The sequence below is a fragment of the Aeromonas sp. Y318-1 genome, assembly GCF_027706125.1.
Classification (GTDB): Bacteria; Pseudomonadota; Gammaproteobacteria; order Enterobacterales; family Aeromonadaceae; genus Aeromonas; species Aeromonas hydrophila.
The window spans coordinates 46,997-70,599 of the sequence record NZ_JAPDCM010000010.1; the positions used below are offsets into that span (position 1 = coordinate 46,997).

Annotated in this window: 21 protein-coding genes; 10 read left to right on the forward strand and 11 right to left on the reverse strand. The window is 61.2% G+C overall.

The genetic code is table 11. The features are described 5' to 3' along the window. Window positions 1-8 precede the first annotated feature (8 nt). Window positions 9-2,216 (reverse strand): primosomal protein N', encoded by a 2,208-nt coding sequence (gene priA, locus OKB87_RS15635; RefSeq protein WP_270827939.1) that lies wholly within the window; start codon window positions 2,214-2,216, stop codon window positions 9-11. A 147-nt stretch (window positions 2,217-2,363) separates the two neighbouring features. Here priA and rpmE point away from each other — a divergent pair, with 147 nt between their 5' ends. The 3 genes from rpmE to OKB87_RS15650 all read left to right on the forward strand — a co-directional run bounded on the left by rpmE (window position 2,364) and on the right by OKB87_RS15650 (window position 5,618). Continuing rightward, window positions 2,364-2,579 (forward strand): 50S ribosomal protein L31, encoded by a 216-nt coding sequence (gene rpmE, locus OKB87_RS15640; protein WP_016352348.1) that lies wholly within the window; start codon window positions 2,364-2,366, stop codon window positions 2,577-2,579. A 167-nt stretch (window positions 2,580-2,746) separates the two neighbouring features. Next, window positions 2,747-4,180 (forward strand): DUF2867 domain-containing protein, encoded by a 1,434-nt coding sequence (locus OKB87_RS15645; RefSeq protein ID WP_162516707.1) that lies wholly within the window; start codon window positions 2,747-2,749, stop codon window positions 4,178-4,180. A gap of 181 nt (window positions 4,181-4,361) precedes the next feature. Then, window positions 4,362-5,618 (forward strand): malic enzyme-like NAD(P)-binding protein, encoded by a 1,257-nt coding sequence (locus OKB87_RS15650; RefSeq protein ID WP_270827942.1) that lies wholly within the window; start codon window positions 4,362-4,364, stop codon window positions 5,616-5,618. 76 nt (window positions 5,619-5,694) lie between these two features. Here the strand turns inward: OKB87_RS15650 and OKB87_RS15655 are convergent, their stop codons facing one another. The 4 genes from OKB87_RS15655 to trmA all read right to left on the reverse strand — a co-directional run bounded on the left by OKB87_RS15655 (window position 5,695) and on the right by trmA (window position 9,455). After that, window positions 5,695-5,877: a hypothetical protein gene (locus OKB87_RS15655; protein ID WP_010635722.1), complete on the reverse strand. Its 183-nt coding sequence runs from the start codon at window positions 5,875-5,877 to the stop codon at window positions 5,695-5,697. Window positions 5,878-5,931: 54 nt separating this feature from the next. Continuing rightward, window positions 5,932-7,257, reverse strand: coding sequence for a two-component system sensor histidine kinase RstB (gene rstB, locus OKB87_RS15660; RefSeq protein WP_103827651.1), 1,326 nt, complete (start codon window positions 7,255-7,257; stop codon window positions 5,932-5,934). A gap of 109 nt (window positions 7,258-7,366) precedes the next feature. After that, window positions 7,367-8,077, reverse strand: a complete 711-nt coding sequence (rstA, locus tag OKB87_RS15665; RefSeq protein ID WP_026080319.1) for a two-component system response regulator RstA — start codon at window positions 8,075-8,077, stop codon at window positions 7,367-7,369. Between the two features lie 244 nt (window positions 8,078-8,321). Continuing rightward, the gene (gene trmA / locus OKB87_RS15670; protein WP_270827944.1) at window positions 8,322-9,455 is read right to left on the reverse strand and encodes a tRNA (uridine(54)-C5)-methyltransferase TrmA; all 1,134 of its coding nucleotides are present in this window, start codon (window positions 9,453-9,455) and stop codon (window positions 8,322-8,324) included. Between the two features lie 170 nt (window positions 9,456-9,625). Between trmA and OKB87_RS15675 the strand changes: the two genes are divergently transcribed. From OKB87_RS15675 to OKB87_RS15705, 7 genes are all read left to right on the forward strand, one after another. Continuing rightward, window positions 9,626-10,768, forward strand: coding sequence for a DUF5610 domain-containing protein (locus OKB87_RS15675; protein ID WP_270827945.1), 1,143 nt, complete (start codon window positions 9,626-9,628; stop codon window positions 10,766-10,768). A gap of 87 nt (window positions 10,769-10,855) precedes the next feature. Continuing rightward, window positions 10,856-11,389: an ATP--cob(I)alamin adenosyltransferase gene (locus OKB87_RS15680; protein ID WP_270827947.1), complete on the forward strand. Its 534-nt coding sequence runs from the start codon at window positions 10,856-10,858 to the stop codon at window positions 11,387-11,389. Between the two features lie 97 nt (window positions 11,390-11,486). Then, window positions 11,487-13,169, forward strand: coding sequence for an HAD-IIIC family phosphatase (locus OKB87_RS15685; protein WP_270827948.1), 1,683 nt, complete (start codon window positions 11,487-11,489; stop codon window positions 13,167-13,169). After that, a complete protein-coding gene (locus OKB87_RS15690) occupies window positions 13,162-13,386 on the forward strand; it encodes an acyl carrier protein (RefSeq protein ID WP_270827949.1) in 225 nt (74 codons plus the stop codon). Before OKB87_RS15685 ends, OKB87_RS15690 begins: the two co-directional genes overlap by 8 nt. After that, on the forward strand, window positions 13,383-14,144 hold the full coding sequence (locus OKB87_RS15695) for an AAC(3) family N-acetyltransferase (protein ID WP_270827950.1): 762 nt from the start codon (window positions 13,383-13,385) through the stop codon (window positions 14,142-14,144). Before OKB87_RS15690 ends, OKB87_RS15695 begins: the two co-directional genes overlap by 4 nt. A 351-nt stretch (window positions 14,145-14,495) precedes the next feature. Beyond that, window positions 14,496-15,848: a DUF4910 domain-containing protein gene (locus OKB87_RS15700; RefSeq protein ID WP_270827951.1), complete on the forward strand. Its 1,353-nt coding sequence runs from the start codon at window positions 14,496-14,498 to the stop codon at window positions 15,846-15,848. 132 nt (window positions 15,849-15,980) lie between these two features. Continuing rightward, window positions 15,981-17,096, forward strand: coding sequence for a class I SAM-dependent methyltransferase (locus OKB87_RS15705; RefSeq protein WP_270827952.1), 1,116 nt, complete (start codon window positions 15,981-15,983; stop codon window positions 17,094-17,096). 164 nt (window positions 17,097-17,260) lie between these two features. Here the strand turns inward: OKB87_RS15705 and malZ are convergent, their stop codons facing one another. The 6 genes from malZ to OKB87_RS15735 all read right to left on the reverse strand — a co-directional run bounded on the left by malZ (window position 17,261) and on the right by OKB87_RS15735 (window position 23,602). Continuing rightward, window positions 17,261-19,090 (reverse strand): maltodextrin glucosidase, encoded by a 1,830-nt coding sequence (gene malZ, locus OKB87_RS15710; RefSeq protein WP_241871557.1) that lies wholly within the window; start codon window positions 19,088-19,090, stop codon window positions 17,261-17,263. A gap of 5 nt (window positions 19,091-19,095) precedes the next feature. Beyond that, a complete protein-coding gene (locus OKB87_RS15715; RefSeq protein ID WP_041213562.1) occupies window positions 19,096-19,944 on the reverse strand; it encodes an HDOD domain-containing protein in 849 nt (282 codons plus the stop codon). 70 nt (window positions 19,945-20,014) lie between these two features. Continuing rightward, window positions 20,015-20,434 carry an META domain-containing protein gene (locus OKB87_RS15720; protein ID WP_016352339.1) on the reverse strand — a complete coding sequence of 140 codons (420 nt, stop codon included), beginning with the start codon at window positions 20,432-20,434 and terminating at the stop codon, window positions 20,015-20,017. Window positions 20,435-20,587: 153 nt separating this feature from the next. Beyond that, window positions 20,588-21,967 carry a molecular chaperone gene (gene yegD / locus OKB87_RS15725; RefSeq protein WP_270827953.1) on the reverse strand — a complete coding sequence of 460 codons (1,380 nt, stop codon included), beginning with the start codon at window positions 21,965-21,967 and terminating at the stop codon, window positions 20,588-20,590. Window positions 21,968-22,058: 91 nt separating this feature from the next. After that, window positions 22,059-23,048, reverse strand: coding sequence for a 2-hydroxyacid dehydrogenase (locus tag OKB87_RS15730; protein ID WP_024945568.1), 990 nt, complete (start codon window positions 23,046-23,048; stop codon window positions 22,059-22,061). A 77-nt stretch (window positions 23,049-23,125) separates the two neighbouring features. Beyond that, window positions 23,126-23,602, reverse strand: coding sequence for a CreA family protein (locus OKB87_RS15735; RefSeq protein ID WP_146062425.1), 477 nt, complete (start codon window positions 23,600-23,602; stop codon window positions 23,126-23,128). Window position 23,603 lies beyond the last annotated feature (1 nt).

Here is a 23,603-nt window from a genome sequence, read left to right on the forward strand (position 1 = left end):
AGCCTGACTCAGTTCAGCTCGGTGGGGTCGATGTCGAGGCTCCAGCGTACCCGCTTGGTCTCGGGCCATCCCTCCAGCTCCTTCACCGCCCAATCCAGCAGCTGGGCCAGTGGCGCCCGGTTCGGCCCCTGCACCAGCAACTGCATGCGAAACTTGCCCGCCTTGCGTTCCATGAAGCCGCTGATGGGCCCCAGCACCTGAACATGGGGATAACGGGCGCTGCGCAGGGTATCGGCGAGACGGGTGAGGAACAACTGCACCTCGTCGCGGCCGTTGGCCTCGGCCCGAAACAGCCCCTGATAGCTGAACGGCGGCAGCCCCAGCAGGCGACGCTCTTTCAGCGCCGTGTCGGCGAAGTGGCCATAGCCGTTCTGGGTCAGATCCTGCAGCAGGGCGTGCTCGGGATGGTGGCTCTGCAGCACCACCAGCCCAGGCTTGCTGGCGCGACCGGCGCGGCCCGCCACCTGGGTGTAGAGCTGGGCCAGCTTCTCGGCGGCGCGAAAATCGGCACTGAACAGGGCGCCATCCACATCCAGCAGCCCCACTAACGTCACATCCGGAAAGTGGTGGCCCTTGGCCAGCATCTGGGTGCCGATCAGGATCTTGTACTTGCCCGCCTTGATGTCGCCGAGGTGGGTCTCCAACTCCCCCTTGCGACGGGTGTTGTCCCGATCGATGCGCACCACCGGATAGTGCGGGAACAGGGTACCGAGCAGCTGCTCCAGCTGCTCGGTACCCACACCTGAACCGATGAGCTCGTTGCTGCCACACTCGGGGCAGTGGTGGGGCAGCGGGCGCACGCTGTCGCAGTGGTGGCAGTGCAGCCGCCGCCCGGCCTGGTGCCAGGTGTACCAGGCGTCGCAGCGCTCGCAGGCGGCGCTCCAGCCGCACTGGTGGCAGATAAGAGCTGGGGCGTAGCCACGGCGGTTGAGAAACAGCATCACCTGATTGCCCGCCGCCAGATGTTCCGCCATCAGCTGCTCCAGCTGGGGGGAGAGTCCAGCCTGCAGCCGCACATTCTTGATATCCAGGATCACCTGGCGGGCGGTCTGGGCATTGCCGGCGCGGCGAGTGAGAGTGAGGTGGTGATACTTGCCGCTGCGGGCGTTGTGCAATGTCTCCAGCGACGGGGTGGCCGAGCCGAGCAGGATGGGGATGCCGGCGCGATGGGCCCGCATCACCGCCAGATCCCGCGCATGGTAGCGAAAACCGTCCTGCTGCTTGAAGGAGCCGTCGTGCTCTTCGTCGATGATGATGATGCCGAGGTTGTGAAACGGGGTGAACACCGCGGAGCGGGTGCCGATCAGGATGGCGGCACCGCCGTCGCGGCAGGCGAGCCAGGCGTCGAGCCGCTCCCGATCGTTCATGGCCGAGTTCATCGCCACCACCGGCACGTTGAAGCGGCGCCGGAAGCGGTTGATGGTCTGCGGAGTGAGGCCGATCTCGGGCACCATCACCAGTGCCTGCTTGCCCGCCTTGAGCAGGGGCTCGAGGATGCTCAGGTAAACCTCGGTCTTGCCGGAGCCGGTGATGCCATCCAGCAGGAAGGCGCCAAACTGGTCGCTCTGGCTGGTGATGGCGGAGACCGCCAGCGCCTGTTCGCCGTTGAGGCGCAGCCCCTCGCCCGGCTCGAAGCGAGCGACCCAGTCGCCGTCATGGCTCGGCTCCAGCGAACGCTTCTCCAGCAGCCCCTTCTTCTCCAGCGCGGTGAGGGCAGCACTCTGGATCTCCTCCTGCTTGAGGGCGGAGGGGGTCTGTGGCCCCTTGCGCAGCAAGGCGAGCGCCTGCTGCTGCTTGGCTGCACGCTTGAGCTCGTTGAGATCGACCGCCATGCCGGCTTCGGTGGCGAACCAGAATTCCAGCTCGCGGTAGGCGGCGGGCTCCCCCTTGCGCACCAGCACCGGCAGGGCGTGGGGCAGTACCTCTCCCAGAGGATGCTGGTAGTAGCTGGCGCTCCAGTTCATCAGCGCCAGAATGTCGGGCCCCAGCACGGGAGCGCCATCAAGCACGCGTTTGATCGGCTTGAGCTTGTTGCGCGGCACCTGGCTGTCGGCCGGGTGATCCACCACCAGCCCGACCAGGGTTTGCGGGCCGAACGGGATCTCGACCCGGCAGCCGGGGGTAGGCAAAGGCAGGGGGGAGAGATAGTCAAAGTGACGGCGTAACGGCACCGGCACAGCCACACGAACCAGATCCAGCGTTTGGGAAGAATTCACCAGAGATTGCCTATTTTTTCTGCGAAGCCACTTGCCTGAACTCAGGCATTTCCTATATTATTCGCAGCCTTTGAAACTGTGTTCAACAATCGTGTGGTGTCCGACAGAAGATCGGATAGCGACACGGCCTGATAATTGAGGTTGTCCATGAAAGCTGGTATCCATCCTGACTACGTAGCCATCACCGCCAAGTGCTCTTGCGGTAACGTCATCAACACCTTCTCTACCCTGGGTAAAGATCTGAACCTGGACGTGTGCTCCGAGTGCCACCCGTTCTATACCGGCAAGCAGAAAGAAGTTTCTAGCGGCGGCCGCGTAGACAAGTTCAACAAGCGTTTCGGTGCGATGACCACCAAGAAGTAATTCTACTTCTGAAGAATTCTGAAAAAGGCGCCTAATGGGCGCCTTTTTTATTGGTCGGCGTTCTGTAACGGCCCGCTTTGCCCTATGGTGGGACTCTCCTTTCTCCCTTTGCGGGAACAGGGGCGAAGATGAGGGGCGGTAACATGGGCAAGACAGGGAGTGTGCAGATGCGTGATTGTCTGGTGATGGGGGCGGCGGGCTACATAGGTTCTTACCTGGTGCCCCATCTGCAAGAACTGGGTTATCGGGTGATTGCCGGGGCGCGGCGCCCCTGCCGTCTGCCGCCCGGGGTGGAGTTTCGCCTTGCCGACAGCCTCAAGCCGATTACCCTGCTGCCCGCCCTGGCCGGCATCGACACCGTCTTCTATCTGGTGCACGCCATGGGGGCGGGGGCCGACTTCCACCGGCTGGAGCAGCAGGGGGTGAAGAACTTCGCCGCCGCAGCCCGCGCCGCCGGGGTACGCCGTATCATCTATCTGGGCGCCATCCAGCCGGCGCAGTGCAACAGCCGCCACCTCAACTCCCGCCGTTATTGCGGCGAGCTGTTTCGGAGCGCCGGTGTGCCGACGGTGGAGCTGCGCGCCGGCATCATAGTGGGGCCCGGCTCCGCGGCCTTCGAGGTGATGCGGGATCTGGTGTTCAACCTGCCGATGATGGTGACGCCCAAGTGGGTGCGCTCGCGTACGCCGCCCATTGCGCTCTCCAACCTGCTGCACTACTTGGGCGGGCTGGTGGAGGCCGACGGGGTGGACGGCCAGATCTTCAATGCCGCCGGTCCCGAGCTGCTCAGCTATCAGCAGCAGTTGCAGAAGTTCGCCGCCCACATCGGCAAGCGCTGCCCCATCATTCCGCTGCCGTTTCTCAGCCCGCGCCTCTCCGCCTGGTGGCTGCAGTTTGTCACCTCGGTGCCGCAGCCGGTGGCCAAGGCGCTGGTGGGCGGCCTCAAGCACGACATTCCGGCCGACGACGGCCCGCTGCGGGCCCTGCTGCCGCAAACCCTGCTCAGCTTCGACGAGGCGCTGGCCGAGAGTCTCTCCCTGGAGCAGCAGCTGGGCGCCGAGCAGCAGGGGGAGGAGACCCCGCTCGGCCTGCGCTGGCGCCATCCCGAGTACGGTTTCTATGACCGCACCGCCAGCGGCGATGCCATCTGCCTCGCCTCGCCCGAGGTGGTGTGGCAGGTGCTACAGCAGCTGGGGGGCGAGCAGCGCTACTTCTACATGAACCAGCTGTGGGTGGTGCGCGAATGGATGGATCACCTGATCGGCGGCCCGGCGCTGACCCGCGGCCGCACCAACCCGGATCGCTTCGTGAAGGGGGACATGCTGGACTCCTGGCAGATCCTCGGGGTGGACGAGGGGCGCAGGCTGGATCTGTTGTTCAACATGCGGGCCCCCGGCGTCGGCCGGCTGGAGTTCAACATACTGCCGGAGGAGTCGGGGCTGACCCGGCTCAAGGTGACGGCCCACTGGCATCCACAGGGGGCCTGGGGACTGGCCTACTGGCTCGCCATGCTGCCGTTCCACCTCTTCATCTTCCAGGGCATGACGGAGGCGATCGCCAGACAGGCGGAGGCGAAAGCCGGCATTCCGGTGATGGGGTGAAACCATATCTATAACTAAATGGGTATTCTTGGTTGGCATGACATGCTAATTACTGGCTTGTCAGTGGCTGGGTGACGATACTTTCCTCTGTGAAAGCCCGATGGTTTTCTTTATGATCCCCAGCCCTCGCCCGTGGGCGAGCCAATGCACCACTCAATTCACTACCGTATCGGGGTCCCCCATGTCCGATCAGCGTCACGATCTTCGTCAACAAGCACTCGATTACCATGCCCAGCCCGTGCCGGGCAAAATCGCCATCGCCCTCACCAAGCCCGCCGAGACCGCCCGCGATCTGGCGCTGGCCTACAGCCCGGGCGTCGCCGAGCCGGTGCGCGAGATCGCCGCCAACCCGGCCGATGCTTACCGTTACACCGGCAAGGGCAACCTGGTGGCCGTCATCTCCAATGGCACCGCCATCCTGGGACTGGGCAATCTGGGGCCGCTGGCCTCCAAGCCGGTGATGGAGGGCAAGGCCCTGCTGTTCAAGCGCTTTGCCGGCATCGACGCCATCGACATCGAAGTGAAGCACGAGACCAGCACGCAGTTCATCGACACCGTTGCTGCCATCGCCGACACTTTCGGCGGCATCAACCTGGAAGACATCAAGGCTCCCGAGTGCTTCGAGATCGAGCAGGCGCTGATCGAGCGCTGCGACATCCCGGTGTTCCACGATGATCAGCATGGTACCGCCATCGTCACCGCCGCCGGCCTGCTCAACGCGCTGGAAGTGCAGGGCAAGCAGATTGGTGACAGCCGCATCGTCTGCATGGGCGCCGGGGCTGCCGCCACCGCCTGCATGGAGCTGCTGATCAAGTGTGGTGCCAAGCCCCACAACATCTTCATGCTGGATCGTCAGGGCGTCATCCACAGCGGCCGTACCGATCTCAACCAGTACAAGCAGCGCTTCGCCAACGACACCCCCCTGCGCACTCTGATGGAGGTGATCGACGGGGCGGATGTGTTCGTCGGCGTCTCCGGTCCGGATGTGCTGCCCGCCGAAGCGGTGGCGCTGATGGCGCCAAACCCGGTGATCTTCGCCTGCTCCAACCCGGACCCCGAGATCAAGCCGGCGCTGGCTCACGCAGTGCGCGGGGATCTCATCATGGGTACCGGTCGGTCCGACTATCCGAACCAGATCAACAACGTGCTCTGCTTCCCCTTCATCTTCCGCGGCGCCCTCGACGCCCGTGCCAGCCGCATCAACGATGCCATGAAGATCGCCGCAGTCGAGGCGATCCGTGGTCTGGCCAAAGAGCCGGTACCGGCCGAGGTGCTGACCGCCGCCGGCGTCAGCGAGCTGGCCTTCGGCAAGGACTACGTCATTCCCAAGCCGATGGATGCCCGTCTGCTGCCGCGCGTCGCCCGTGCCGTGGCACTGGCAGCGGTGGAATCCGGGGTGGCCCGCATCGCCCTGCCGGCGGACTATATGCTGGGCTGAGCCAAGGCAAGCGCGCAGAAAACAGAAGGGGCCCCATGTCGGGGCCCCTTTTTATTACGGGAAGCTTGTTGGTCGATTACTTGGTCTTGGGAGCAACCTTGACGGCCGGCGCCTTGGCGTGGGCAGCCTTGTGGTGTTTTTTCACGACCTTGGTCTGGGTAGCCTGGGGAGCGGCAGCCTTGGTCGGGGTGGCAGCCATGGTGAAGCCGGAGGTCAGGGCGAAGACAGCAGCCAGGCTCAGGGGGATCAGCTTGTTCATATTCCAGTTCCTCATTCGGGTTGATGACATGGAGCGTTTCTCCATGACTTCATCCTAGGGCTGTTCGACCTGCGGTTCAGTGAGTGACTGGTGACGGTTTGTATCCAAATGTACAGGCAGCATCAGGCAGAAACGGGCACCGCAGCTGCTCGGCAGCAGCTGCACCTCGCCGCCGTGGTGGCGGGCGATGCTGCGTACGATGGCCAGCCCCAGCCCGGCGCCGCCGGTGCGTCGGTCGCGGCTCTGATCCAGCCGCACGAAGGGCTCGAAGATCTGCGGTGCCAGCGCCGGATCGATACCGGCGCCGTCGTCGGCCACCTCCAGCAGATAGTGATCCTGCTGACGCACCATGCTGAGGGTGACCCGGCCAGCGGCGTGGCGCAGGGCGTTGCCTATGAGGTTCTCCAGCGCCCGATCCAGCAGGCGAGTATCGCCGCGCCAGGGCAGGGCCATGGCCGGGCGCACGAAGTCGAGCCGCTTGTCCGGCCGCAGCGCCTGCCAGTCGGCGAGGCGGCTGCCGGCCCAGCTGCCGAGCTCCAACTCGCTGCATTGCAGCGGCAGCTCGGGGCGATCGAGTCTGGCGTAGGTGAGCATCTCCTCGATGAGGGCGTCCAGCGCGCCGAGATCCCGCTCCAGCCCCTGCTGCTCCTCGGCCGAGGGCGCCGGATCCAGCATGGCGAGCCGGTAGCGCAGCCGCACCAGCGGGGTGCGCAGCTCGTGGGCAATGGCGTCGGTCAGCTGCTTGCGGCTGGCCAGCATGGCCTGCAGCTGCTCGGTCATCTGGTCGAAGGTGCGGCCGACCCGGCCGAGGCTGCTGCCGGGCGGCAAGCGGGTGCGACAGGAGAGATCGCCGTCACCGACCCGGCGGGCGGTCTGTTCGAGCTGCTGCAGGCCGCGCCAGTGCGGGCGCAGCCAGAGCAGGATCGGCAGTCCCAGCGAGAGACCGATGACCAGCAGCAGCCCCACGTCGACCCAGTGCAGCTCGTGCAGGTAGGAGAGATAGGGGACGGGGCCGACGATCAGCACCTGATCGGTGCCCGGAATACGCTGCAGGAAGGTGTCATCCTCCTCGACGATGACGATGTTGCCGGCCTCCAGGAAGGCCTGATCCTCGTTGGCCAGCGGCTGGTTGGCGAGGGCGCCGATCTGTAGCGGCAGGGTGAGCTGGCGGCTCTGCTCCGCCATGCGGGCGGGCCAGTGCTCCGGCGGCAAGCGGGCCAGCTCACCGGTGAGCAGGCCGAGGGAGCCCTGCATCATCCGCTCCAGATAGCGATCTCCCGCCCGCTCGGCGGTGACCTGATAGACCATGCCGACCAGCAGGATGGCCAGGGTGAAACAGCCGATCAGCAGCAGATAGAACTGGATAAACAGGCGGCGCATTGGGTTCTCCTCTTGCCTGGATTACGTCTGGACATTGCCTTGTTGCCCCCTCATCCCCAACCCTTCTCCCGCAAGGGGAGAAGGGAGCATCAAGGTCATTCGGCGGGGCTTATTCCCAAGCCTGGGGCACCAGCAGGTAGCCCTTCTGGCGTACTGTCTTGATGCGGGTCGGGTTGCTGGTGTCGTCCCCCAGCTTGCGGCGCAGGCGGGAGATGGCCACGTCCATGCTGCGATCCTGGCCGTCGTAGTCGCGACCGCGCAGGCTGCGAAACAGCGCCTCCCGCCCCAGGATCTGGCCGGCGTGGCAGGCCAGTTCCCACAGGAGATCGAAATCGGCGGTGGAGAGCGGAATGCTGTCGCCGTCGAGGCGCACGTCCCGGCCCGGCCCGTCGATCTGCAATCGGCCGAACTGCAGGCGCTGGGGCGGCGTGCTGGCGACCACGGGCTGCGGGGCCTGTTGCCCCTGCTGGCGGAACTGGACCCGCAGCCGGGCCAGCAGCACGGGGGGCGGCGTGGTCTTGAGGATGTAGTCGTTGGCGCCCAGCTCCAGGCTCAGGATCTGGTTCATGTCGCTGTCCAGCGAGGTGAGCATGACGATGGGGCCGGCAAAGCGCGGGCGCAGATCCCGGCACAGGGAGAGACCATCCTGACCCGGCAGCATGATGTCGAGCAGCACCAGGTCCGGCTGCTCGGCCTCGACCCTGGCCAGCGCCAGATCGCCTCTCGGCTCCAGCAGCACTTCCATGTCGTGGCGGGCCAGCCAGCTGCTGATGAGCTGGCCTATCTCGGGATCATCTTCAACAAAAAGAATGCGTTGCATGGTGGCATGACACCCAGACTGTGGCGCGGATGCGCGTGCCGCCAGCATAGCGGCTCCGGCTGCCCCATGCACAGGGTTAAATAATCAAACAGGGCCCGCGGGCCCTGTCTTGTTTTGCTGGTCGAGCGGGGAGCTGTACCCCGGCGGCATCAACCCGCCTTGCGCTTGAGATAGACGCCGGCTTCCATGTCGTGAACCCAGGGGGAAGTGGTTCGGACAGGGCGACGTGCTCTCCCCTGTGACATCAGCTCACTTTGCGCTTGAGATAGACGCCGGCTTCCATATGGTGAGTCCAGGGGAACTGATCGAACAGGGCGAAGCGGGCGATCTCGTGGGTTTCGCCGAGCACCGCCATGTTGGCCTGCAGGGTCTCGGGGTTGCAGGAGATGTAGAGGATGTTGTCGTAATCCTGCACCAGCTTGACGGTGGCGTCGTCGAGGCCGGCCCGGGGCGGGTCGACGAAGATGGTGTTGCACTGGTAAGCGCCGAGATCCACCCCCTTGAGGCGGTTGAACTCCCGCTCGCCGCGCATCGCCATGGTGAACTCCTCGGCTGACATGCGCAGGATGATCAGGTTGTCGACGCCGTTGGCGGCGATGTTGAACTGGGCGGAGTCCACGCTCGGCTTGGCGATCTCGGTGGCCAGCACTTTGCGGAAGTTCTGCGCCAGGGCGATGGAGAAGTTGCCGTTGCCGCAGTAGAGCTCCAGCAGGTCGCCCTCGCTCCCCTTGGTCACGTCCAGCGCCCAGCCCAGCATCTGTTCGTTGATGGCGGCGTTGGGCTGGGTGAAGCTGTTCTCCACCTGCTTGTAGACCAGCTCGCGGCCCTGCACATTCAACCGTTCGATGACGAACACCTCCCCCAGGCAGATCTTCTGCTTGTGGGCACGGCCAATCAGCTGCAGCTCGAATCCCTTGGCCCGCAGGTCGGCCTGCAGCGCTTCGGCGGCCTGCTGCCACTCGCTCTCCAGCTTGCGGTGGTAGAGCAGGCTGACGCAGATCTGGCCGGACTGGGTGGAGAGGTAGTCGATCTGGAACAGCTTGCGACGCAGCACGGGGTGCGGGCGCAGCCCCTCCAGCAGCACCGGCATCAGCTGGTTGATGAGGCGGCTGGCGGTGGGGAACTGATCGACCCGGATGATCTCCTTGGTAGCCGGCGCATACATGCAGTGATACAGGTCGTCACCGTCGTGCCAGATGCGAAACTCGGCGCGCATCCGGTAGTGTTCGGCGGGGGAGGCGTGCACTTCCAGCGCAGGCAGGGTGAAATCGGCAAACAACCCGCAGAGGCGCTCGCGCTTCTCGTCGAGCTGGGCCTGGTAGTCGGCCGGGGTTCGAAGGGGCGCCGGGTCGGCGGAAACCTGCTGGGATTGGGTCATGATTTACCTCACATGCACACCGGTCTGGCCGGGTCGAAATCGGGGGAAGCCTGCAGCCACCCAAAGGGGCCCGATTTTAAAAGGCCGCCGCAGATTGTCCAGCATTTTGTGGTCAAGAAGTGTGCAGTCAGGCCGATAGCTGATCTACAGGCATGGTGGGAGGACACATTATGCAGATCGACGGAGTGGGCGCGGCCCAACCCAAGGGAGTGGGTGTTGCTCCCAAATCGCCCCAGCAGGCGGACTCGAAGCCGGTAAACAACGGGGATGAAGTCTCGTTGCACAAGGCGCCGAAATGGGCGCAGGTGCTGGTGCAGCAGGCGCTGCAGTTCGCGCTGGAGATCAATGGCCAGGGCTACAAGGCGCCCAAGGCGCAGGATCAGCCGGAGGCGGTGACCCCGGATACCCTGTTCGACTTTCAGTCGGTGGCCGACAACGTACTGCAGTTTGTCACCGGCCGGCTGGGGGCTGCCCGGGCCGACGGCAAGTCGGACGACAGCCTGACCGGCATGATGGAGCAGGCCCGTAAGGGAGTGGACAAGGGCTTTGGCGATGCCAGGAAGCAGCTCGGCGACTGGGCGGACAACGAAGACATCAAGACCGGCATGGATCAGAGCTACAAGCTGATCCAGGAGGGGCTCGATCAGTTCGAGAAGGAGTTCTTCGGCAAGGTCTCCACCACCGACATGGGCCAGGCCGAGATGGCCAGCCGCCAGCAGGGCTCGCTGGAGATCCAGACCAAGGATGGCGACAAGGTGGTGCTGCGTTTCAACGACAGCTGGCAGACCAAGTCCCAGAAGGATGACAGCGGCAGCCAGTTCAGCCTCAAGTCGAGCCAGAGCTTCAGCTTCTCGCTGGAGGGCAACCTGAGCAGCGAGGAGATGGACTCTATCGGCAAGCTGGTCAAGGGGATCGACGATCTGGCCGGCAACTTCTTCTCCGGCAATTTCGACGACCTGTTGAAGAAGGCGGGCGAGCTGAAGCTGGATGATAGCCAGCTGGCCTCCTATTCGCTCAAGCTCAAGCAGAGCCTCAAGCTGAGCCAGACCTATCAGGGGGCGCACTCTCTGCAGGAGATGCTCAAGCCGCTGGCGGACTACCTGCCCAAGCTGGATCAGGTGCAGCAGCAAGCGGATTCTCTGCTGCCGGCATCCCAGCAGCAGGCGTTGACGCCGGCGGTGCTGGCGGCCCGTGGCCAGAGCGATCCGGCCCAGGTGGGCAGCTTCACCAGCTTCAACCAGCGGATGCTGGATGCGCTGCGGATGATCGGCCAGTTCCAGCCGGCGACGGATGCCAGCAGCAAAAGCGTCTGAACCGTTTTGAATCGAGGACCATGACCGGCCGTTTGCCAGCTCCTGCGGGGGCTGGCAAACTGGCCTTTTTCCCGATCCGGCCAGCCCATGAACCCGAAAAAGCCCAGAGACAAGCGCGAGCTTTGCTACCCCTTCATCTTCGAAACCCAGTTCCAGTGTGACTACGAGATCGCCACCGACGAGCTCTGCTGCCAGGTGGGCGCCGCGTTGTCACACCTGGCTCCGGATGCCGAGATTGCGCCCATGCAGGCGGATCTCGCCGCGCTGCAGCGGCTTATCTACAACCTCAACGGCTCGGTGCGCGGCAGGCTCGGCATCTTCGAGGAGGATCTGGCGTGGCTGAAGGGGCGTTACGATCACTACAACGAGGCGAGCCGCGGCCGGGTCACCGGTTTCGTGCTGCCGCAAGGGCCGCAGCCGATCCCGACCCTGCATCTGTGCCGCTGCGGCAGCAAGAAGGTGGTGCGGCTGCTGGTGCGGCTGGAGGAGAGCGGGGTGCGCTTCGACCCCATCCTCTATCGGTTCGCCAACTTGCTGGCCAACTTCTTCTTCGTGCTGACCGTCTACCTCAAGCAGCAGTGGCAGGTGGACGAGGTACCCTACGTCAGCATCAACTACTGAATACGGCCAAAAAAGCTTTTGTTTTTCATGAAGATCAAACACGATCATCCCATTTGTCGGTCGCCGGGATGGTTCCGGTAGCGCAGCGGAGAAGGTCATGACCATGCTTCATCTCAGTGGCAGTTCGTTCTTGATGCCGGGCAACCTCGCCTGGCGACCCCTGGCTGAATACGGCGAAGTGCAGGTGGCTCCCCATGGCCAGTGGTTGCAGACCCTGATGCACCAGAGCGCCGATGCCGCGGCCGGGACCCACATCATCATCTGGCTGTGGGAAGATCTGGTGCCTGCCCGGACCCTGCAGGAGTGGGGCCGTCTGGCGCAGGACGATCAGCAGCTGGCGGTTGTGGCCTTCGTCGACGCGCTCTGCCAGCCCCTGTTGCAGCATCTGCAGCGCCGCCCGCAGGATCACCTGCTGGTGGGGGCCTGCAGCCATGCGCCGCTCTCTGTTTATGGCCCGGCCCCTGCCGTGCTCGCCGCGCTGGCCAGTGCGTTCGAACAGCAGATGGCCCGCCTGCGCCTGCAGCAACCCGGCCTGGACGACCTGCACCTGCCGCTCTGGCTGCAACAGTATGGCCGCCAGCACTGCTTCGATCGGCGCAACCTCTATCTGATGTCCTGCCCCTTCTCCATGGCCGGTCTGGCCAGCCTGGCGCAGTGGATTCTCCCCTTGCTGCAGCGGTTGCAGCAACCCGCCCACAAGGTGCTGGTGCTCGACTGCGACAATACCCTGTGGGGCGGCGTGGTCGGCGAAGACGGTGTCGGCGGCGTCCTGCTGGGACAGGACGGGATGGGCCGGCTCTACCAGGCCTTCCAGCAGGCGGCCAGCTATTGGCACGGGCAGGGCATAGTGCTGGCGCTCTGCTCCAAGAATCTGGCGGACGATGTGTGGCGGCTGTTTGACGCGCATCCGGGCATGGTGCTGACACGGGCACAGATCGCCGCCGCCGAGATCGGCTGGGAGCCAAAATCCCAGGGGCTGCGGCGGCTGGCAGCCCGCCTCAATGTCGGGCTGGACAGCCTGGTCTTCTGGGATGACAGCGAGCTGGAACGGGCCGAGGTGCGGGCCAACTGCTCCGAGGTGATGGTGATGACCCCGCCGGCCGATCTCTGGAGCTGGCCGGATGCCCTGCTGACGCTGCCGACCCTGTGCAGTCGCCACCAGAGCCGGGATGACGGCCTGCGGCAGCACTCCTATCAGGCCCAGGCCGAGGCCGAGGCGGTGCGCCGGCAACTGGGTGATGAGCACGCCTTCCTGCGGCAATTGACGCTGCAGGCCGACTGGCAGCCGCTCTCCCCGGGCAACCAGTTGCGAGCCGAACAGCTCAGTCAGAAGACCAATCAGTTCAACCTTTCCGGCCGCCGCTATCAGGCGGCGGAGCTGGCCCGGCTGGCCACCGAGGGCTGTGAGGTCTGGCTGGCCAATTTGCGAGACCGGTTCGCCGATCATGGCATGACGGCGCTGCTGGTGGTGCGCCCGCTCGATGAGGGCAGGGCGCTGCTGGATACCCTGACCATCAGCTGCCGGGTACTGGGGCGCGGCTTTGAATACTGGTTGCTGGCACAACTGGTTGATCGATTGCTAGCGCAGAACGTGACCGAGCTGGTCATTAGTTTGGTTACTACGGAACGCAACTTGCCAGCACGGGATTTTCTGGTGAATCTGCCAACCCGGCCGATAACCATTCCAGCGGGATTGATACCGCTGACGGACGAGGTGTTCCTCAGTCTAGATCTCTGCTCTCTTTCTCTCCCATTTTTGGAGTTCTACGCCCATGAATGACCTTATCGCGCTGGCTCGCCAGCAGTTCCCCCAGGCCAGCGTTAACGCACAGTCTGCCCTCGGCAGCTTTCCCGAGTGGGATTCTCTGGGTCACTTCAACCTGCTGCTGCTGGTCGAACAGCACTATGGCGTGCGTTTCGAGCCGAACGAGCTGGTCGAGTTGAAGAGTCTGGCCAACATCCAGCAAGCCCTGCAGAGCAAAGGGGTAGTAGTGTGAAGCTGGCGCTCGAGCATGCGCTGACAGAGCTGGGGATCCCTCGAGGCGGCGCCCTGATGGTGCACTCGGATGCCATGGTGGTGGCCCAGTTTGCCGGCATGGGCAACGCTGCGGGTATCGCGGCCTTCTGGACATGCCTCGAGCAGTGGCTGGGCGGGCACCTGCTGGTGCCGACCTTCAGCTACAGCCCGATGGCGGACGAGTGCTTCGACCCTGTGCAGACCCCGAGCAAGGTGGGCTTGATGACGGAGCTGTTCCGCCAGCGTGAAGGAGTGGTGCGCACGCGAGATCCCGTCTTCAGCATTGCGATCAGCGGTCCGCAGGGGCCTGCGCTGGTAGCCCGGGAGTGCCACGATTGTTTCGGTCAGGAGAGCCCATTTGGCTGGCTGGCGGAGCAGGATGGTTGGCTGATGGGGTTGGGTTGCCCCCCTAGTACCACCTTTACTCACTATGTAGAGCAGAGATTGGTCGTATCCTATCGCTATCACAAAACGTTTGTGGGTCAAGTGCGAGTCGACGGGCGGGTGCGGGAGTGGCTGGCGGATTACTATGTGCGCGACCTGTCGCTGGCCAGCGAGATTGACCTTTCCCGGCTGGTGGCCTTATTGCAGGAGCGTGGGGCCTGGCGCCAAGCGTTGTGCCATCGGGTGCCGGTCTGGGCTGTCTCGTGCCACGACTTTATGATTGCTGCTAGCGAGTTGCTGGCGGTAGCGCCATATGCCCTGATCCGGGCGGGAGGGGAGCCCCATGCAGTTTGAGCGTGTTGGACTGGTGGTCGCCTTTGGGGCTGCCTATTGCTGTTACGAGTTGGGGGGTGAGCCGCTTCTTTATGGCGGTGGAAGAGCAGCAAGACGAGCATGGTTTGTGTTACGAACAGGCCGCCCCGACAGGTTAAGAGAGCCCAGAGGTGCTGCTACTCAAGACTCAGTGCTACGTTATCAACCACATTGCCTGTCAGGTAGTCTGCAAGCCGGAGTGGATCGTCCGATGGAGGGAACTGTGCCAGCTTCTTTAGGATCTCGTTAGGCGGCCATCACGGTTGGTGGTGCCTATATCTAATTTTACTTGAACCCATTTAGAAATATTGTTGAGTTGATTGAGGAAGCCACATGATATCTAAAAAAATGATTGGTTATTTGCCAACGGACTGGGACGATCAGACTCAACTTGGCGAGCAATTACATCATTTATTGACCCTGTTATTTCCGCTCAATCGCAGTTTGACTGGTGATGGCGTGAGGAAAACATTAGCCCTGTTTCGCGAGCATTGTTTACCTGAACTGCAGATTCATGAAGTTGCTAGCGGAAGCACATTTTTTGATTGGACTGTGCCGGATGAGTGGAATGTCAGAGCGGCATATATCATAGGTCCCGACGGACACAAGGTGGTTGACTTCAATGATAGTAACTTGCATCTGGTGGGGTATTCAGAGCCAGTGCGCTGTACTCTCTCCTTGGCTGAACTACAGTCCCACTTGTATTCATTGCCTGAATTACCGGATGCCATCCCCTATGTTACTTCTTATTATCACCGTCGCTGGGGTTTCTGTTTACCGCATAAAGTGCGAGAGGCGCTACCGGAAGGAAACTATGAGGTTGTAATCGATGCAAGTTTGCAGCCTGGTTCACTTACCTATGCTGAGTGGGTGTTGCCAGGAGATAGCCAGCAGGAGGTTCTGTTATCCAGCTATATTTGCCATCCATCTATGGCCAACAATGAGCTATCTGGCCCTGGTATTGGGGTCTTCCTGATGGCTTGGCTAGCCTCATTACCTCGGCGTCGTTATAGCTATCGGCTAATGCTTGTTCCAGAAACATTAGGGGCAATAGTTTATCTATCGCGTCATTTAGAACATTTAAAAAAACATACAGTAGCTGGTTTTAACCTGACCTGCATGGGAGACGAGCGGTGTTACTCCTTTTTGCCATCTCGGCAGGGTAATTCTTTAGTTGATCGTATAGGTCGTCATGTGTTGCATCATATCGCCCCTGATTTTATACAATATAGTTATCTTGATAGAGGTTCGAATGAACGCCAGCTGTGTGCACCAGGAATTGACTTGCCTGTTACAACTATAATGCGTAGTAAGTATGGCTGTTATGCTGAATATCATACATCACTGGATGATATGTCGCTTGTCACGCCATCTGGCCTAGCTGACAGTTTTTTTGCTCTGCGGCGAGCTATTGAATGTTTGGAGCTGGATCAAAGATACAAGGTTGCGGTGCTAGGGGAGCCCCAGCTCGGTAAACGTGGTCTTTATCCTAATCTTTCGATGCGTAACTCGGGTGAACATATCCGAGATATGATGAATTTATTGGCCTATAGTGATGGGGAATTAACCCTTTTTGAGATCGCTGAGGTGATTGATGTACCATTTTGGCGAATAGAGCCACTCGCAAGATTATTGCTTGATGCTGGGGTGTTACTTCGTGTTTCTGATGATGTACATACAGGATAAAAATTCATTAGTATTCATGTAACTTGTGGGATGGTAGTGTTCAGATATCAGATCATTTATCAAACATGGCATGTTTTATGTGACATGAAAATATAATGTTATTGACCTTGACTATGATTTAAGGAAAAAGTTATGAAGTGTCCATATTGCTACAGTGATAATACATCAGTATTCCTTGAGCGAAAAATGCCAACCGTTTTGTCTGCGTATTCTGGTGAATTTCCTGTCAAGGTAGCAGAAATGCAAGTCAGTGTTTGCAAGGATTGTTTGCTCGGATTTGCATCAAAAAAATTATCCTCAGAAGAGTTGACAGAGATATACGATAATTATTTATACATATCTCCTCTTAATAATATCGGTATAACCAAATACGATGGTGTAATTAATACTATTAGACGCTATTTTAGTTGTGATGATGAAATACTAGAGGTAGGTTGTTCAGAAGGATATCTTCTCACAAAACTGGGTGAGATTGGTTTTCATAAGGTTAGGGGGATTGAGCCGGGGCCTCAAGCTGATAGTGCAAAGGCCTTAGGATTAAATGTAACAAAAGGTTATTTTGACGCATCTCATGCAAATAAAAAAATAGATGGGTACTATTTAATGCATGTTTTTGAACATTTTGAAGATCCATTTTCGATCTTCAAGTTAATGTCAGATACCTTGAAAGATAGTGGTAAGATAGTAATTGAAGTACCAGATTTTGGTGGTTTTCATGTTCAGCATCTTTTCTATTACAATATCTATTTCATGCGACTTTTATCTCGCAGAAACAATTTAAAAATAATAGATTACTGTATCGATTCTGATAACCTCAGAATTGTTTTGGCAAAAAAAGATAATGCTAAATATAGTGAGATTGATGTGGTTTTTGACAAGCCTGACTATCTTTCAAGATTGGTTGACATTAAGAGATATTGTGAATCCTTGCGGCAGAGGGTTCACGATTTTCTCAGAGGAAAAGATAAGATAGTTTGGTGGGGCGCTGGTTCTGCATCGGTAATCCTATTGAACGGAATAGAGAAAGATATTCTTTGCAATACAAAAATTTTTGTGGTTGACGGGGACGAAAATAAGGCTGGGCTCATGATTCCTGGTGTTAACTTAAAAGTCCACAATTTTAAGGAAATTAAAGGCATGCATATAAAAAATCTGATTATTGCATCCAGTTTTTATAAAGAGATACTTAATTCAATCAGGCTTGATGGAATAACATACGATAATGTTGAAATTTTCAGTCATGCTTAATAAGTAGTCTCAAACAGAGGCCGGCAATCTCTGTTTAGCATGACCTTGTGAAGTACGATTTTGGTCTACTATCACAGATAGACCTGTATATACAGGTCTATCAAATGGAAAAGTGAGGTGGGGGCGGGAATGTTTCCACCTTTCAAGTAGATATTCCCCTATAGTCAGCTGGAGAGCAGCACTCTGGCCGAGTTGGCGGGGATGGTGAGCTGCACCTCGCCCTGTACCACTTCGAATTTGTCGCCGTTGAAGGCGTCGGTGAAGCGGCTGGCGGGGCTCGCGGTCTGCCACAGGGGCAGGCTGATGGTGCGCGGCTCGCTGGGGTGACGGTTGCAGGCTACCACCACCTGATCGCTTTGCAGGGTACGGGCAAACACATAGCTGTGCGGGCCGGCATAGAGGGTCTGAATGTCGCCGCGACGCAGGGCCGGACGCTGCCGGCGGATCTGGATCAACCGGCGGTAGTGGTCGTGCAGTACGTGATCCCAGGCGGTGGTCTCCCACGGGAAGCAGCGACGGCAGTCCGGATCGTTGCCGCCAGAGAGCCCCACTTCATCACCGTAGTAGATGGACGGCACGCCGATGTAAGTGAGCAGCAGGGTGGCCGCGAGCTGCATCCGCTGTTTGTCCTCCCCCAGCAGGTGGAGGAAGCGGGCTGTGTCGTGGCTGTCCAGCAGGTTGAACTGGGCCAGCTGGTTCTTGAACGGGATGTGGGCTCGCGCCAGCTTGAGCCAGCGATCCAGCTCTTCGGCGCTGATCTTGATGGGGTGGTAGGCGATGTCCTGCCCCGCCAGGAAAGCGCGGATCGGATGGGCGAAGCCGTAGTAGTTCATGGCGCCGTCCTCCTGATCCCCCTGCAGCCACTGGCTCGCCTCGAAGAAGTGCTCGCCCAGCACGTAGGCGTCCGGGTTCTCCTGCTTCACCGCGCCGCGAATGGCGCGCACGTGGCCGCGGTTGCCCTCGGCAGTGCCGCGCTCCCCCAGCATGTGGATGACGTCGAAGCGCCAGCCGTCGATCTGGTAGGGGGCACGCATCCAGTAACGCAGGATGGCGTCGTCGGCGCGGTAGACGGCGTCCTGCACCTGTTCGCTGGAGAAGTCGAGCTTGGGCAGGCTGCGGATGCCCTTCCAGCTGACATAATCCCCTTCGTTGTCAAAGGTGTAGAAGCTGCGCCACGGTGAGTCCGGGTTGCTCTGGGCTCCCAGCGGCGGGCAGAACCAAGGGTGCTCGGTGGAGGTGTGGTTGACCACCGCATCCAGGATGATCTTCATGCCGCGCTGGTGCAGGTTGCGGGTCAGCTCGGCAAACTGGGCGTTGGTGCCGAGGTGCGCATCCACCTTGAAGTAGTCCTGAGTGTCGTATTTGTGGTTGCTCGGCGAATCGAAGATGGGGTTGAGATAGAGCGCCGTCACCCCGAGAGATTGCAGGTAGTGCAGCTTGGCGTCGATGCCCGCCAGGTCGCCACCGTAGAATTCGCAGGCGCCGTGGCCCTCTTCGTGGCGGCTGACCGGCTCGCCCCACGCCTTGCTGATCACCGCCTTGCCACGGTACTCGTACTCGTGATGCTTGACGCTCAGCGACGGGTCACCGTTGCAGAAGCGATCGGGGAAGATCTGGTAGAACACCTGGTCCTGCACCCAGGCCGGTGGCTGGTGCAGGCTGTTGAAGCGAAAATGCTGCTCGCGCGGCGGCATGGCGGCACTGACGCCGGCCCCGTGCAGCCACCACTGCTCCTCATCGGTGAGACACTTGAAGCAGTAGAGGTGAATGTCCTGTCCCTTGATGAGCGGCAGGGTCGCCTGCCATACCTGCAGCCGGTCGCGGGTGGAGACCGCCGTCATCGGGATCAGGTACTCCTCGTTGTCCGGCTCGTGGCGCAGCCACACCTCGCGGATCGGGGCATCCAGCTCGCTGAACAGGGTCAGTTGCAGGGCATCGGCGCTCTCTTTGAACCAGGGCGCCACCTGGGGATGAAACAGAAATGGATGGGTCATGATGCTTATTGAGTCAGAAGATCGGCGAGGGCATTGCCCTGTTCATGCAAGGTTTCGAGCTGGCCTGCGAGCGACTTGGGATCCAGCCCCAGCTGGTCGGCCAGTGGCTTGGGAAAGCGGGCGATGATGGCCTGGGCCGGCACTCCCGCGTTCCAGGCGAAGGAGATGAAGACCGCCAGGCGGATCAGCACTGCCTCCTTGCTGACCGGGTCGTGGGAGAGGGGATCCAGCTGCTGGGAGATGGCGTCGACGAAGGCCTCGGAGAGGTTCCAGCGCCGTGCTAGCTCGGCGCCGAGCTGAGCGTAGTCGTACCCCAGCATCTCGCGTTGGGCCTCGACCCGGCTGCTCCCTTTCTGGATCGCCAGATTGATGAGCTCCGCCTCTTCCGGCAAGGTGCTCTGGATCAGCAGTTCGCCGATATTGTGGATGAGGGCGCAGGTAAAGGCGGTCTCGGGGTCGAGCACCTTGGCCTCCTGAGCCAGGGTCTTGGCGATGGTGGCGACCTGGAAGGTCTCGGTCCAGAACTTGTTCTTGTCGAAGCTGGGAGGCGCCTTGAAGCTGCCGATGATGCCGGAGGCGACCACCACAGATCGCAGCCGGTTGAAACCGAGGCGGATCACCGCCTGTTCGATGGAAGTGACTTCGTTGCCACGGCGCAGGGCGGCCGAGTTGGCCATTCTCAGCACCTTGACGCTGATCACCTGATCCATGGCTATCTTGGCCGCAATCTCGTCGATGCGGGCATTTTCATCGCTGAAGCTCTGCATCAACTCATGCAGCAGTTGCGGGATAGTGGGGAGTTGTTTGATCTTGTCAAACAGACGGTCCATCGACATGGCTGAGGCAGCCTCCATTGCGAGCACTGCCTCATATTGTGCCACAGGCGGGGCACATGTTCCTGTTTGTGATGCCGGTTTGTGAGCCCTAGAGCACCCAGTCGCGCAGGGTGTATTCCAAACGATGCCGTTTGCCCTGCAGGATCAGGGTCTGGGTAGTACCGTCCAGGGTGGCCCCTTCGGTAAGGGTGGTCAGCACCGCCTGCTCCACCGCATCGAGCGGGGCCAGACAGGCCATCTCGGTGCTGCCCAGACTGGTCACCCAGAACTTGTTCCCCTCGAGGTGGCCCTGACCGAAGTAGCGGTTGCAACCGGCGATGCCGTTGACGGTGAAGTGCTCACCTATCTCGAAATCGGGCGGGTTGTCTCGCGGCGCGGCAACGGGCTGGCCATCCAGCTTGTCGAGCACCCAGTGGTGGTGCTGCAGGTCTTGCGAGGCGAAGCGGGGAGTACTGCTGCAGGCGCTGAGCAGAAGCAGGGCGAGCAGCAGTAGCAAGAATCTGGGCATGAAAGGGCTCCGGTAGTGGGAGTGACAAGCATACCCTCTGTGCGCGCCCTCAGGCAGGGCGAGGGGGAGCGCCCCCGACTGCTTCTGTCGCCCTGTGGGTGGGGCCTGTGTCGTTAAATGGCAACACAGCCCCCATGCCTGGCTGCACTTGGGTCAGATCGGGGTGGGTTGACCGGTGCCAAACAGCCGCTCGGCGTAACGGGCCAGGCCGGAGGCGACCGAGCCGAAGTCATCACCCCCTTCCAGCGGCACTTGGGGCAGCTTCTGGCGGATGAAGGCCTGGATCAGCGGGGAGCGGGCGCTGCCGCCGGTGATGAAGACCCGATCCGGCTGCACGCCGGCGGCGGCGATGGCTTCATCCATCAGTTCGCCAATCTTCTCCAGCAGCAGAGCAGAGGCATTGGCCAGCTGTTCGCGGGTCAGCTCCGCCTCCAGCCCTTTTTCCAGCTCGCTCAGCGATTGGTGATTGTACTCCTGCGTCGAGAGGGCGATCTTGCCCTGCTCGGCGCGCCACACCAGCTGGTGGCTCAGCTTGTGAGCGCGCAGGCTGGCGAGGCGGCCCAGCTTGCTGCCGGGCTGGCTGTCGAGTTGCAGATCCTGCAGCTGGCGGGCGGTCTCCAGACTGTAGAAGCGGCTCTGGGCGCTGACGTCGTTGATGGCGGCGGCGTCCCAGAACAGCGGGTGGGGCAGCGGCTTGCCGGTCTTGAGGGTCTCGTGCATGCCGAGCAGCGGCATCATGCCCTCCACCGTCAGCCGGATGTCGAAGTCGTTGCCGCCGATGCGCTGGCCGCTGTGGCCGAGCAGATCGCCGTCGCGATCGAGCCTGTCGCGGTGACTCGGGCCCATCCGCAGCACCGAGCAGTCGGTGGTGCCGCCGCCGATGTCCACCACCAGCACCACCGCATCCTCGGTCAGGCGGGCCTCGAATTCGAAGCCGGCCGCTACCGGCTCATAGAGAAACTCCACCTGTTCGAACCCGGCGAGGCGGGCCGCCTCGCTCAGGATGGCGATGGCCTGACGGTTGCTCTCTTCCCCCGCCAGTCCCTGGAAGTTGACCGGGCGACCGACCACGGCCTGGCGGATCGGCGCGCCGAGCTGCTGCTCCGCCTCGCGCCGCACGTGCAGCATCATGGCGCAGACGATGTCTTCGAACAGGGCGATCTGCGGTGCCTTGAGGCCATAGGCGCCGAGGAAGGATTTCGGCGACTTGAGGTAGTAGCCGTCGTCCGGCTCTTCCAGATAGCGCTCCAGCGCCGCGGCGCCGAAGCTCAGTTCGTCGATCAGCCCCTCTTCACGCATCTGGCGGCGTACCGCCTGGGCCCGGGTGACCACGGGGCCGCGCAGCTTGAGGTACTCGCTCTGCTGGGCGGGTGCCAGCCCTTCTGCCAGCAGGCCGGCGATGGCATCCCGGTGAGGGGCATGCAGGGTGGAGGGAAGGTAGTGGGCACCGCTCAGGTTCAGCAGCCTGGGGCTGCCTTGTTCCATCACGGCGACGGCACAGTTGGAGGTACCGTAATCAAATCCGATAAACATGGGCAGCCAGACTCCTGAGCAAAAAAGGGCTGGTAGCCTACCCGAAGGCGCCGGGTCTCACAACCCGGCGCCTCGCTTATTGCGCGGTGGTTTACTCCACCTCGTTGTCACAGCGACCCTGGCTGTCGATGGCGCGGATGTTGCTGAGGGTGGTGTCGGCGATGGCGTGCAGCGCCTCGCGGGTCAGGAAGGCCTGGTGACCGGTGAACAGCACATTGTGGCAGGCCGACAGGCGGCGGAACACGTCATCGGTGATCACCTCGTTGGACTTGTCGGCGAAGAAGAGATCTTCTTCTTCCTCGTAGACGTCCAGCCCCAGCGCGCCGATGCGGGCGGTCTTGAGCGCCTCGATGGCGGCGTTGGAGTCGAGCAGGCCGCCCCGGCTGGTGTTGATGATCATCACCCCGTCCTTCATCTTGGCGAACGCCTCCTTGTTCAGCAGGTGGTAGTTCTCCTTGAACAGCGGGCAGTGCAGGCTGATGACGTCGGACTGGCGGAACAGGGTATCGAGATCCACGTACTCTGCACCGAGATCGATGGCCGCCTGGTTCGGATAGGGATCGCTCACCAGCAGGCGCATGCCGAAGCCCTTGAGGATGCGCAGGGTGGCGATGCCTATCTTGCCGGTGCCGATGATGCCGGCGGTGCGACCGTGCATGTTGAAGCCGACCAGCCCTTCCAGCGAGAAGTTGGCGTCCCGGGTGCGCTGATAGGCTTTGTGGATGCGACGGTTGAGGGTCATCATCAGGCCCACCGCGTGCTCGGCGACCGCTTCCGGGGAATAGGCGGGCACTCGCACCACCTTCAGCCCCAGCTCCTTGGCAGCGGCCAGATCCACGTTGTTGTAGCCGGCGCAGCGCAGGGCGATCACCTTGGTGCCGTTGGTGGCCAGCTCGGTCAGCACCTCACGGTCGGCATCGTCGTTGACGAACAGGCACACCACGGGGAAGCCGTGGGCCAGCCGGGCAGTCTTGGCCTCCAGCCGCACGTCGAAGAACTCCAGTTCATAACCGTACTGGCTGTTGGCCTGATTGAAGTGCTCTTTGTCGTAGCTCTTGGTACTGAAAACGGCGACTCTCATGGTGCGCTCTCCGCAGATAATGATGTGGTTAAATTACAACAAATGTTGGTCGTCATCACGGGATAAATGGTGGGGATTCAGCCCCACGGCATGATGGGCACGGCGCTGACCGCACTCTTGTAAGAGCCATCCACCAGCTTGGTGCTGTAAGTCAGATAGACCAGCGCGTTGCGCTTTTGATCGTAAAAGCGCACCACTTTCTGCTCCTTGAACACCAGCGAGGTGCTGACGTCGAATACCTCTTCCCCCGCCTTCAACTTGGCGGGCAGGGTGATGGGGCCAATCTGGTGGCACGAGAGGGAGGCGTGGGAGGGATCTTCCGCCAGCCCGAGTCCGCCCTTGACGCCGCCGGTCTTGGGGCGCGCCAGGTAGCAGGCGACGCCGTCGATGCGGGGATCGTCGAACGCCTCCACCAGGATCTTGTGGTTGGGGCCAAACAGCTTGAAGGCGGTGCTCACCTCGCCGACGGGGTCGGCCTTGTCGGCCAGCGCCGGGCCGGCAATCAGTGCGCCCAGCAGCAGCAGGGCGCGAGCTAGGTTCTGAGAATGTCTCATG

Excerpts from the sequence above, each read along its gene's own strand:
- rpmE (WP_016352348.1), top strand. The coding sequence starts at position 2,364 with ATGAAAGCTGGTATCCATCCTGACTACGTAGCCATCACCGCCAAGTGC.
- OKB87_RS15645 (WP_162516707.1), top strand. The coding sequence starts at position 2,747 with ATGCGTGATTGTCTGGTGATGGGGGCGGCGGGCTACATAGGTTCTTAC.
- OKB87_RS15650 (WP_270827942.1), top strand. The coding sequence starts at position 4,362 with ATGTCCGATCAGCGTCACGATCTTCGTCAACAAGCACTCGATTACCAT.
- OKB87_RS15655 (WP_010635722.1), bottom strand. The coding sequence starts at position 5,877 with ATGAACAAGCTGATCCCCCTGAGCCTGGCTGCTGTCTTCGCCCTGACC.
- rstB (WP_103827651.1), bottom strand. The coding sequence starts at position 7,257 with ATGCGCCGCCTGTTTATCCAGTTCTATCTGCTGCTGATCGGCTGTTTC.
- rstA (WP_026080319.1), bottom strand. The coding sequence starts at position 8,077 with ATGCAACGCATTCTTTTTGTTGAAGATGATCCCGAGATAGGCCAGCTC.
- trmA (WP_270827944.1), bottom strand. The coding sequence starts at position 9,455 with ATGACCCAATCCCAGCAGGTTTCCGCCGACCCGGCGCCCCTTCGAACC.
- OKB87_RS15675 (WP_270827945.1), top strand. The coding sequence starts at position 9,626 with ATGCAGATCGACGGAGTGGGCGCGGCCCAACCCAAGGGAGTGGGTGTT.
- OKB87_RS15680 (WP_270827947.1), top strand. The coding sequence starts at position 10,856 with ATGAACCCGAAAAAGCCCAGAGACAAGCGCGAGCTTTGCTACCCCTTC.
- OKB87_RS15685 (WP_270827948.1), top strand. The coding sequence starts at position 11,487 with ATGACCATGCTTCATCTCAGTGGCAGTTCGTTCTTGATGCCGGGCAAC.
- OKB87_RS15690 (WP_270827949.1), top strand. The coding sequence starts at position 13,162 with ATGAATGACCTTATCGCGCTGGCTCGCCAGCAGTTCCCCCAGGCCAGC.
- OKB87_RS15700 (WP_270827951.1), top strand. The coding sequence starts at position 14,496 with ATGATATCTAAAAAAATGATTGGTTATTTGCCAACGGACTGGGACGAT.
- OKB87_RS15705 (WP_270827952.1), top strand. The coding sequence starts at position 15,981 with ATGAAGTGTCCATATTGCTACAGTGATAATACATCAGTATTCCTTGAG.
- malZ (WP_241871557.1), bottom strand. The coding sequence starts at position 19,090 with ATGACCCATCCATTTCTGTTTCATCCCCAGGTGGCGCCCTGGTTCAAA.
- OKB87_RS15715 (WP_041213562.1), bottom strand. The coding sequence starts at position 19,944 with ATGGAGGCTGCCTCAGCCATGTCGATGGACCGTCTGTTTGACAAGATC.
- OKB87_RS15720 (WP_016352339.1), bottom strand. The coding sequence starts at position 20,434 with ATGCCCAGATTCTTGCTACTGCTGCTCGCCCTGCTTCTGCTCAGCGCC.
- yegD (WP_270827953.1), bottom strand. The coding sequence starts at position 21,967 with ATGTTTATCGGATTTGATTACGGTACCTCCAACTGTGCCGTCGCCGTG.
- OKB87_RS15730 (WP_024945568.1), bottom strand. The coding sequence starts at position 23,048 with ATGAGAGTCGCCGTTTTCAGTACCAAGAGCTACGACAAAGAGCACTTC.
- OKB87_RS15735 (WP_146062425.1), bottom strand. The coding sequence starts at position 23,602 with ATGAGACATTCTCAGAACCTAGCTCGCGCCCTGCTGCTGCTGGGCGCA.